Source organism: Pseudomonas sp. NBRC 111127, assembly GCF_001320345.1.
Lineage (GTDB): Bacteria > Pseudomonadota > Gammaproteobacteria > Pseudomonadales > Pseudomonadaceae > Aquipseudomonas > Aquipseudomonas juntendi.
In genome coordinates this window covers 1-8,872 of record NZ_BCBD01000204.1, presented here as the reverse complement: position 1 = coordinate 8,872, position 8,872 = coordinate 1, and the positions used below count along the sequence as shown (strand labels likewise).

The window sequence follows — 8,872 nt, the reverse complement described above, 5'->3', positions numbered from 1 at the left end:
TTCTTGATGGTTTTCTGCAAGGGGCATGACGAAATCGGCACAGTTGCGAAAAAGCAGTGGTCAGCCACAAGGGTGGGGAATAGGCTGTAGGCCATACCGTATAAGGGCTGTAGGTATGTGTGAGTAGTGCCGGCCTCTTCGCGGGCTCGCCCGCTCCCACAGGTACAGCACAGGATTCGGGATTTGTGAGGTACCTGTGGGAGCGGGCATGCCCGCGAAAGGGCCGACAAAGCCAACAGAGATCGAGCAGATGACCGACACCCCCCTGGCACCCCTCTACCATTCCCTGGACCAGCACCGTCCCGCCTCCCTCGAGGCCCTGCTGGCCGGTGTCTCGCTGTTGCTGCCGATCCTCGACGCCATCCCCAACGCTGCGATCTTCATCAAGGACCCGGCCGCCCGCTACGTGCTGGCCAACAACACCTTGGTCCAGCGCTGTGGCCTGAAGCGCCTGCAGCCGTTGCTGGGCAAGACCAGTGCCGAAGTGTTTCCGGCGCAGCTGGGCCCCGGCTACACCGAACAGGACCGCCGTGTGCTCAAGCAGGGCCTGGTGCTGGAAGACCAGCTGGAGCTGCACCTGTACGGCAGCCGTGAGCCAGGCTGGTGCCTGACCCACAAGCGCCCGTTGTACAGCCAGGCGGGCGAGATCATTGGCCTGGTCGGCATCTCGGTCGACCTGCAGTCAGCGGCCGACAGCCACCCTGCGTACCAGCGCCTGGCCGCGGTGGACGAACATATCCGCCAGCATTTTCACCAGCCGATAAGCATGCGCGAGCTGACCCGCATCGCGGGCATTTCGGTGGCCCAGCTGGAGCGCTATTGCAAACGGGTATTCCACCTCACGCCACGGCAGATGATCCACAAGGCGCGCCTGGAGCACGCCCATCGCCTACTGCATTCAGACTTGCCGATCACTGAGGTTGCCATGTGCTGCGGCTACACCGACCACAGCGCCTTCAGCCGCCAGTTCAAGCAACTGACCGGCTTCACGCCGCGCCAATACCGCCAGGCGACCAGCGATCAGCCCGCCTGAAACAGTGCCTGCGTCTCGGCAAAGCACTGCTCGGCAATGGCCGAACGTGGCTCGCTGCGGCGCAGCAGCAGGCCGACCGGGCTGTGGATCGCGGCGTCGGCCACCGGCAGGATGCGCAAGTGCTCGCTGAGGTCTTCCAGGCCGCAGTCCAGAGGCATGATCGCGCAGCACATGCCGGTGTTGATGGCCTGAATCAGTTGGAAGCTCGAATCGCTTTCCAGCACCGCGTTGGGCTCCAGGCCACGGCTGCGAAAGCTCAGGTCCAGTGACTGGCGGTAGTGCATGCCTTTGCTCAACAACCCCAGGGGGATGTCGCCCAGTTCGGCCCAGCGCAAGCTGTCGCTGGCAAACCGGAAGTGCCGGGTGTCATGCAGCAGGCCCATGGTGGTGATGCCCAGCTCGATCACATCGAAGAAGCTGGTGTTGACCTGGTCCAGGTAGCAGATGCCCAGATCGAGCTGGTTGCGGCTAAGGCCGTCGATGACCTGTTCCGAGCTCAGCGAACTGAGCTGGAAGTGCAGCTCCGGGTATTTTTCCCGCAGCGGCAGCAGCAGGTGCATGGGGTTGAAACTGGCCAGCGGCACCGTGCCCAGGCGCAGGCTGCCGACCACCTGGCCCCGGCAACTGGCGGCTTCGGCCTGCAGGCCGTCGTGGGCGGCCAGCAGGGTGCGGGCCCAGGCCAGGATGCGCTCACCGGCTTCGGTAAAGCCCTCGAAGCGCTGGCCACGTTTGACCAGCACCAGGTCCAGTTCGTCCTCCAGGTTGCGCAGGCGCATGGACAGCGTCGGCTGGGTGATGTGGCACAGCGCCGCCGCCTGGCCGAAGTGGCGGGTCTGGTCGAGGGCGATGAGGAACTTGAGCTGCTTGATGTCCATGGAAGTGCCTGGCATGCGGGGTGTGTTGACCTTAACCAACTCTGCGGTGGCTGGCCATTGTTTGATGGTGCCTGTGCGGGCCCTGTTGCTGGCAAGCCAGCTTCCGCTGGGATCGCGTCAGGGCTGACAGGTGTTTGTCACAAGAAATGCAGGGCCTGTGAGATGCTGCGGCTACCTCCAGGCAGCGATAGAGCCTGTCGATGGAACGGTTCGCCATATCGATTGGACGCCCTCGGAGCATCCCCTTAGCGTGGCGACAAGGCCATTCAAGGAGTTCCTGTTGTGCGCGTCCAACCCGATGCGGTCTTCGTACCGCTGAACATCGCCGTGCTGACTGTCAGCGATACCCGCACCTTCGACAACGACACCTCCGGCGAACTGCTGGCCAGCCGTTCGGTAGAGGTCGGCCACCGCCTGGTGGCACGGGCGCTGCTCAAGGACGACCTGTACAAGATCCGCGCCCAGGTAGCCACCTGGATTGCCGATGACCAGGTGCAGGTGGTGCTGATCACCGGCGGTACCGGTTTTACCGGCCGCGACAGCACGCCAGAGGCGGTCGGGTGCCTGCTGGACAAACATGTCGATGGCTTTGGCGAGCTGTTCCGCGCGTTGTCGATTCTGGATATCGGCAGCTCGACCGTGCAGAGCCGGGCGCTGGCCGGGCTGGCCAACCGCACGCTGGTGTGCTGCCTGCCGGGGTCTACCGGGGCTTGCCGTACAGCGTGGGAGGGGATCCTGGCCGAGCAGCTGGATGCCCGGCACCGGCCGTGCAACTTCGTCAAGCACCTGCTGCCCATCGAGGCCTGTGCAAGCCGGGGCTGATCGTTCGCCTGTACCGGCCCTATCGCCGGCGAGCCGGCTCCCACAGGTATTGCACAGGTTCTGAAATCTGTGTGGTACCTGTGGGAGCTGGCTTGCCGGCGATAGGGCCCTTAGCTCAACACATGCCCCACCGGCAACAACGCCGGCGGCAACTGCTGGTCCCCCAACCCCGCCAGTACATCCCGCTCCACGGTCCGCACCATGGCATCGGTCGGCAGGTCGTTTTCATCCCGCCCGAACGGGTCTTCCAGCTCGTTGCCAATCGCATCCAGGCCAAAGAACGTGTACCCCACGATGGTGGTGAACAGCGGCGCCAGCCAGCCCAGCGGCTCGGCCAGGGCAAACGGCAACAACAGGCAGAAGATATAGATGGTGCGGTGCAACAACAGCGTGTAGGGAAACGGCAGTGGCGTGCCCTTGATGCGCTCGCAGGTGGCCTGCACCTCGGTCAGCCCCACCAGCCGCTGCTCCAGCAGGCTGTAACGCCAGTCACTGATCTGTTGTCGCTCGGCCAGCCGCGAGCATTGGCTGCCCACCTCACGCAGGATGCTGTCGCACACGTTGTGCGGGCTGAGCGCCTCGGGCCGTGGCAACCATGGGCGGGCAGCAGCCAGGTCGTCTTCGTTGCGCAACCGCGCATTCAGCGCATGGGCAAACCCGCACAGGCTGCGCAGCAGCTCACGGCGTAGTGCTTCATCGCCGATCACCACGCTCTCACGCACGAACGAGCGGGTTTCGATGATCAGCTTGCCCCAGGCCTTGCGCCCCTCCCACCAACGGTCATAGCAGGCGTTGTTGCGAAAGCTCATGAAGATCGACAGCGACAGGCCCAGCAAGGTGAATGGGGTGGCGCTGACCGGGTAGAAAAACGCCGGGTAATGGCGCTCGACCAGCACGATCAGTGCAGCCAGCAGGGTGACCATCAGGCAGCGCAGGGCAATGCGCTTGATGATCGAACCCTTGAGGGTGAACAACACGCGCAACACATCGGGTGCGGGGTGGACGATCATGGCAATCCAGAGGCAGCTGCTCAGCCGCCGGTCATGTTCATGAAGCGCAGGATATGCACGTCGCCACCGACTTCGAAGTGATGGCGGTAGGGCTTCAGGTGCAGCGAGTCGCGGATGGCCTTTTCCAGGCGGTCGGGGTCGCCCGGGTGGGCCCGCAGCACGTGCTTGAGGTCTACCGAATGCTCGTTGCCCAGGCACAGCAGCAAGCGGCCCTCGACGGTCAGGCGCACGCGGTTGCAGGTGGCGCAGAAGTTGTGGCTGTGCGGCGAAATGAAGCCGACCCGGGTGTTGGCCGCTTCGGCCAGGCGCCAGTAACGGGCCGGCCCCTGCGACGTTTCGGTGGACTCCACCAGGGTGAACTGTTCAGCCAGCAGCGCCCGTACTTCATCGCTGGAGCAGAACGACTCACCACGTTCATGCTCGCTGATCACCCCCAGGGGCATTTCTTCGATGAAGGTGATGTCCAGCTCGCGGTCGATGGCAAAGCGCACCAGGTCGACCAGTTCATGGTCGTTGCGGCCCTTGAGCACCACACAGTTGAGCTTGGTGCGCTTGAAGCCGGCCTGCCGGGCTGCGTCGATGCCGGCAATGACCTGGTGCAGGTCGCCGGTACGGGTCAGTTGCTTGAAGCGGTCGGCGTCCAGGCTGTCGAGGCTGATGTTCAGGCGTGTAACGCCCGCGTCGAACAGCGGCTGGGCCAGGCGGCCAAGCTGCGAGCCGTTGCTGGTCAGACACAGTTCGCGCAGGCCGGGCAGGGCGGCGATGCGCCCGCACAAGTCGACGATGCCCTGGCGCACCAGGGGTTCGCCGCCGGTCAGGCGGATTTTGCGGGTGCCGAGGGCGACGAAGCGCTCGGCCACCTGGAACAGTTCCTCCAGGCTGAGAATCTGTTGGCGCGGCAGGAACTGCATGTCTTCGGCCATGCAGTACACGCAACGGAAGTCGCAGCGGTCGGTGACCGACATCCGCAGGTAGTCGATTTTCCGGTTGAAGCCGTCGATCAGGGCCCGGCTGTTCTGTTCCACGTTCGCGCTCGCGTCTGGGAAGGGGGGCATTTCTGTCCAAGCTATAACCTGGGCGCAGGGCCGTCAAATTGCTTTGTCCGACTGCATGATCGACGGTCTCTATCATATGGCCTGGCAGCTCGTCGCCTGCCTGCCGTGATCGAAAGCGCTTATCACGCCGTAAGATCTTTCGATTGGACGCCCCGCCCCACGCTCCATAGGCTGAAACAAAGCACCGAAGCGTGAGGATTCACCGCATGAGCCAGGACGAACACATCAGGGACTACAAAGGCGCCGCCGCCGGCTGGGGGGCGCTGAAAAGCGTGACCAAGAGCTGGCTGGGCAGTGACAACGCCTTCAAGAACCTGCGGGCCATGCTCAAGACCAACCAGAACGGCGGCTTCGACTGCCCTGGCTGTGCCTGGGGCGAGTCGCCGGAAAGCGACATGGTCAAGTTCTGTGAAAACGGCGCCAAGGCGGTCAACTGGGAAGCCACCGGGCGCTCGGTGGACCCTGCCTTCTTTGCCAAGTACAGCGTCAGCGCGTTGAAGCAACAGACCGACTACTGGCTTGAGTACCAAGGCCGCCTGACGCACCCGATGCGCTATGACGCAGCCACCGACCATTACGTGGAAACCACCTGGGCAGAAGCGTTCGAGCTGGTTGCCCGGCACCTGCGCGCACTGCAATCGCCGGACGAAGCCGAGTTCTACACCTCGGGCCGGGCCAGCAATGAAGCGGCGTTTCTCTACCAGCTGTTCGTGCGTGCCTATGGCACCAACAATTTCCCGGACTGCTCCAACATGTGCCACGAAGCCAGTGGCTCGGGCATGTCGGAAACCCTGGGGGTGGGCAAAGGCACCGTGGTGTTTCACGACCTGGAACTGGCCGATGCCATTTTCGTGATTGGCCAGAACCCCGGCACCAACCACCCGCGCATGCTCGAACCGCTGCGTGAAGCGGTCAAGCGCGGTGCCCAGGTGGTGTGCTTCAACCCGCTCAAAGAGCGTGGCCTGGAGCGCTTCCAGCACCCGCAGCACCCGTTCGAAATGCTCAGCAATGGCTCCGAGCCGACTTCCAGCGCGTACTTCCGCCCAGCCCTGGGTGGCGACATGGCGGCCATGCGCGGTATTGCCAAGTTCCTGTTGCAGTGGGAACGCGAGGCCCAGGCCAAGGGCGAACCGCCGGTATTCGACCACGCCTTCATCGCCGAGCACACCAGCGGTATCGATGGCTACCTGGCGGCGGTCGACGCCACGGCGTGGGAACACATCGTTCAGCAGTCTGGCCTGACCCTGGCCGAGATCGAATTGGCCGCGCGTATGTACCGCAAGGCCGAGCGGGTCATCATGTGCTGGGCCATGGGCGTGACGCAGCACCGCCATTCGGTGGCAACCGTGCAGGAAATCGTCAACCTGCAGCTTTTGCGCGGCAACGTCGGCAAGCCCGGCGCTGGCCTGTCGCCGGTGCGCGGCCACAGCAACGTGCAGGGCGACCGCACCATGGGCATCGACGAAAAGCCCAGGGCAGCGCTGCTCGACGCCCTGGAAAAACGCTTCCGCTTCCGTGTGCCGCGTGCCCACGGGCACAATGCGGTGCTGGCGATCAAGGCCATGGAGGAGGGGCGGGCCAAGGTGTTCGTCGCCCTGGGCGGCAACTTTGCCCAAGCCACCCCGGATACACCGCGTACCCATGCCGCGCTGCAGAAGTGTGCGCTGACCGTGCAGATTTCCACCAAGCTCAACCGCTCGCACCTGGTCACCGGCCGCGACGCGCTGATCCTGCCATGCCTGGGCCGTACCGAAATCGACCTGCAGGCCGCGGGGCCCCAGGGCGTGACCGTGGAAGACACCTTCAGCATGGTGCACCTCTCCCATGGCCAGTTGCGCCCGCGCTCGCCGCACATGCGTTCGGAGCCATGGATCATCGCCGGCATGGCCAAGGCCACGCTGGGCAACCAGCCGATCGACTGGGCCTATGCGGTGGCCGACTACAACCGCATCCGCGACATGATTGCCGACGTCATCCCTGGCTTCGCGCGTTTCAATGAGCGCTTGAACAGCCCTGGCGGGTTCCACCTGGGTAACCACGCTGCCGAGCGCAACTTCCGCACGGCCACCGGCAAGGCGCGCTTCATGCCCCACACGCTGCCCGAGGCATTGGTCAACGCCAAGGTGCTGGCCCGCGGGGACAAGCCCGACCTGATCTTGCAGACCCTGCGTTCGCACGACCAGTACAACACCACCCTGTATGGCCTGGACGACCGCTACCGTGGGGTGTTCGGCCTGCGCGAAGTGGTGTTCGTCAACGAGGCCGATATCCGCCGCCTGGGCTTCGAACCGGGCGAGCACGTGGACCTGGTGTCGCTGTGGGAGGATGGTGTGGAGCGGCGGGTGTCGGGGTTCCGCCTGGTGGCGTATGACGTGCCGCAAGGGCAGGCGGCGGCTTACTACCCCGAGACCAACCCGCTGGTGCCGCTGGAGAGTTATGGCGAGGGGACGTACACCCCGACCTCGAAGTTTGTGGCGATCAAGCTGGAGAAGGCCAAGGCCGGGAACCGGATTGCGGCGGTGCTGGCTTCGGATTGACGGGCGGCTGCGAGCGCCCTGTCGCGGGCGGCGCTCGATCTAACAGGCGCTGCATATCGTGTGGCAACCACCTGTCAGCCCTGATGCAATCCCTGTGTGGCCTGCCGGCGATTGGGCCGGTACTGCCCCACAGCCATCAGCCACGGTTCACCGGGAAAGCCGTGGTGTACTTCATCTGCTCCATGGCAAAACTGGAGGTAATGTTCGACAACCCCTCGGTGCTGGTAATCAGCTTTTTGTAAAACCGGTCATACGCCGCAATATCCCCCACCACCACCCGCAACATGTAGTCCCAGTCCCCAGACATGCGGTAGCACTCCATCACCTCCTCGAACCCGGTCACGGTCGCGGCAAACTGCGCCAGCCAGGCGCTGTCGTGGCGCTGGGTCTTGAGCTGGACGAACACCGTCAGCCCCAGCCCTAGCCGTTCAGGGGCCAGCAGGGCGACACGGCCGAGTATGTAGCCTTCTTCTTCCAGGCGCTTGACCCGCTTCCAGCACGGGGTGGTGGACAGGTTGACGGCTTCGGCCAGGTCCTTGAGCGACATCGAGGCGTCGCGCTGAAGCAGGGTAAGAATGTGCTGGTCGAAGCTGTCCATATCGCGCTGGCCGTGCCGGAAAATATTTCACAGGTTACCCCAAGGCCAGGCGATTTGGCTTGTGCCATAGTGGCAGCTTTCATTCTGCCGATGGGCCTGACCATGTCCGACAAGCCGCGCAATTTCGCCACCCGTGCCATTCACGCTGGCGAGCAGTTCAGTGTTGCCGACAATGCCATTTTCCCGGCCATCGTCACCGCCAGCTCGTTCACCAAACGCAGCCTCGACGACAAGCCGGAGTACTCCTACAGCCGCGTGGGCAACCCCACCCGGCATGCCTACGAAACCTGCGTAGCCGCGCTGGAAGAGGGCGTGGGTGCCGTGGCCTGCGCCTCGGGGGTGAATGCCACCGCCACGGTACTGGAGCTGCTGCCCAAGGATGCCCACGTGGTCGTGATGAACGGCGTGTACGGGGGCACTTTCCGCATCCTGGAAGACTACCGCAGCCGTACTTCAGGCCTGACCACCACCTATGTCGACCTCAACGACCTGGGCGCGGTGGCCGCGGCGATCAAGCCCGAAACCCAGTTGATCTGGATCGAGTCGCCGACCAACCCGTTGTTGCACCTGGTCGACATCAAGGCGGTGTGCGACCTGGCGCGGGCCAAGGGCATCCTGACCTGCATCGACAACACCTTCTGCTCGCCGTGGAACCAGCGCCCGATCAACCTTGGGGTGGACCTGGTGATGCACTCGGCCAGCAAATACATTGGCGGCCACTCCGACCTGACTGGCGGGGTGGTGGTCGCGGCCAATGACGCGCTGCTGGCGCGCCTGCGCCGCATCAGCATGGCCATCGGCGCGGTGCAGGGGCCGTTCGACTGCTACCTGGCCCTGCGTGGCCTGAAGACCCTGGATGTGCGCATGGAGCGCCAGTGCGCCAATGCCCTGCAGGTGGCGCGCTTTTTGGAAAACCACGCGCAGGTGGAGCAGGTGTATTAC

8 protein-coding genes are annotated in these 8,872 nt (G+C 64.1%); 4 read left to right on the top strand and 4 right to left on the bottom strand.

Annotated features, from left to right (window positions below):
* Positions 1-250: 250 nt before the first annotated feature.
* On the top strand, positions 251-1,033 hold the full coding sequence (locus APH30_RS24800; RefSeq protein WP_054914033.1) for an AraC family transcriptional regulator: 783 nt from the start codon (positions 251-253) through the stop codon (positions 1,031-1,033).
* Here APH30_RS24800 and APH30_RS24795 read toward each other — a convergent pair.
* Positions 1,021-1,908 carry a LysR family transcriptional regulator gene (locus APH30_RS24795; RefSeq protein ID WP_054914032.1) on the bottom strand — a complete coding sequence of 296 codons (888 nt, stop codon included), beginning with the start codon at positions 1,906-1,908 and terminating at the stop codon, positions 1,021-1,023. The genes APH30_RS24800 and APH30_RS24795 overlap by 13 nt on opposite strands.
* Before the next feature lie 282 nt (positions 1,909-2,190).
* On the opposite strand from APH30_RS24795, the gene moaB reads away from it, so the two are divergent.
* The gene (moaB, locus tag APH30_RS24790; RefSeq protein ID WP_029888079.1) at positions 2,191-2,730 is read left to right on the top strand and encodes a molybdenum cofactor biosynthesis protein B; all 540 of its coding nucleotides are present in this window, start codon (positions 2,191-2,193) and stop codon (positions 2,728-2,730) included.
* A 110-nt stretch (positions 2,731-2,840) separates the two neighbouring features.
* Here moaB and APH30_RS24785 read toward each other — a convergent pair whose 3' ends face one another.
* Positions 2,841-3,740: a bestrophin family protein gene (locus APH30_RS24785; protein ID WP_054914031.1), complete on the bottom strand. Its 900-nt coding sequence runs from the start codon at positions 3,738-3,740 to the stop codon at positions 2,841-2,843.
* Between the two features lie 20 nt (positions 3,741-3,760).
* Positions 3,761-4,765 (bottom strand): GTP 3',8-cyclase MoaA, encoded by a 1,005-nt coding sequence (gene moaA / locus APH30_RS24780; RefSeq protein WP_082416254.1) that lies wholly within the window; start codon positions 4,763-4,765, stop codon positions 3,761-3,763.
* A 236-nt stretch (positions 4,766-5,001) separates the two neighbouring features.
* Between moaA and APH30_RS24775 the strand changes: the two genes are divergently transcribed.
* A complete protein-coding gene (locus tag APH30_RS24775; RefSeq protein WP_054914029.1) occupies positions 5,002-7,332 on the top strand; it encodes an FdhF/YdeP family oxidoreductase in 2,331 nt (776 codons plus the stop codon).
* A 136-nt stretch (positions 7,333-7,468) separates the two neighbouring features.
* On the opposite strand, the gene APH30_RS24770 is transcribed toward APH30_RS24775, so the two are convergent.
* Positions 7,469-7,930, bottom strand: a complete 462-nt coding sequence (locus APH30_RS24770; protein WP_009686813.1) for an Lrp/AsnC family transcriptional regulator — start codon at positions 7,928-7,930, stop codon at positions 7,469-7,471.
* Positions 7,931-8,020: 90 nt separating this feature from the next.
* On the opposite strand from APH30_RS24770, the gene APH30_RS24765 reads away from it, so the two are divergent.
* Positions 8,021-8,872, top strand: an 852-nt coding sequence (locus APH30_RS24765) for a PLP-dependent aspartate aminotransferase family protein (RefSeq protein ID WP_054914034.1), incomplete at its 3' end; no start/stop codon positions are given.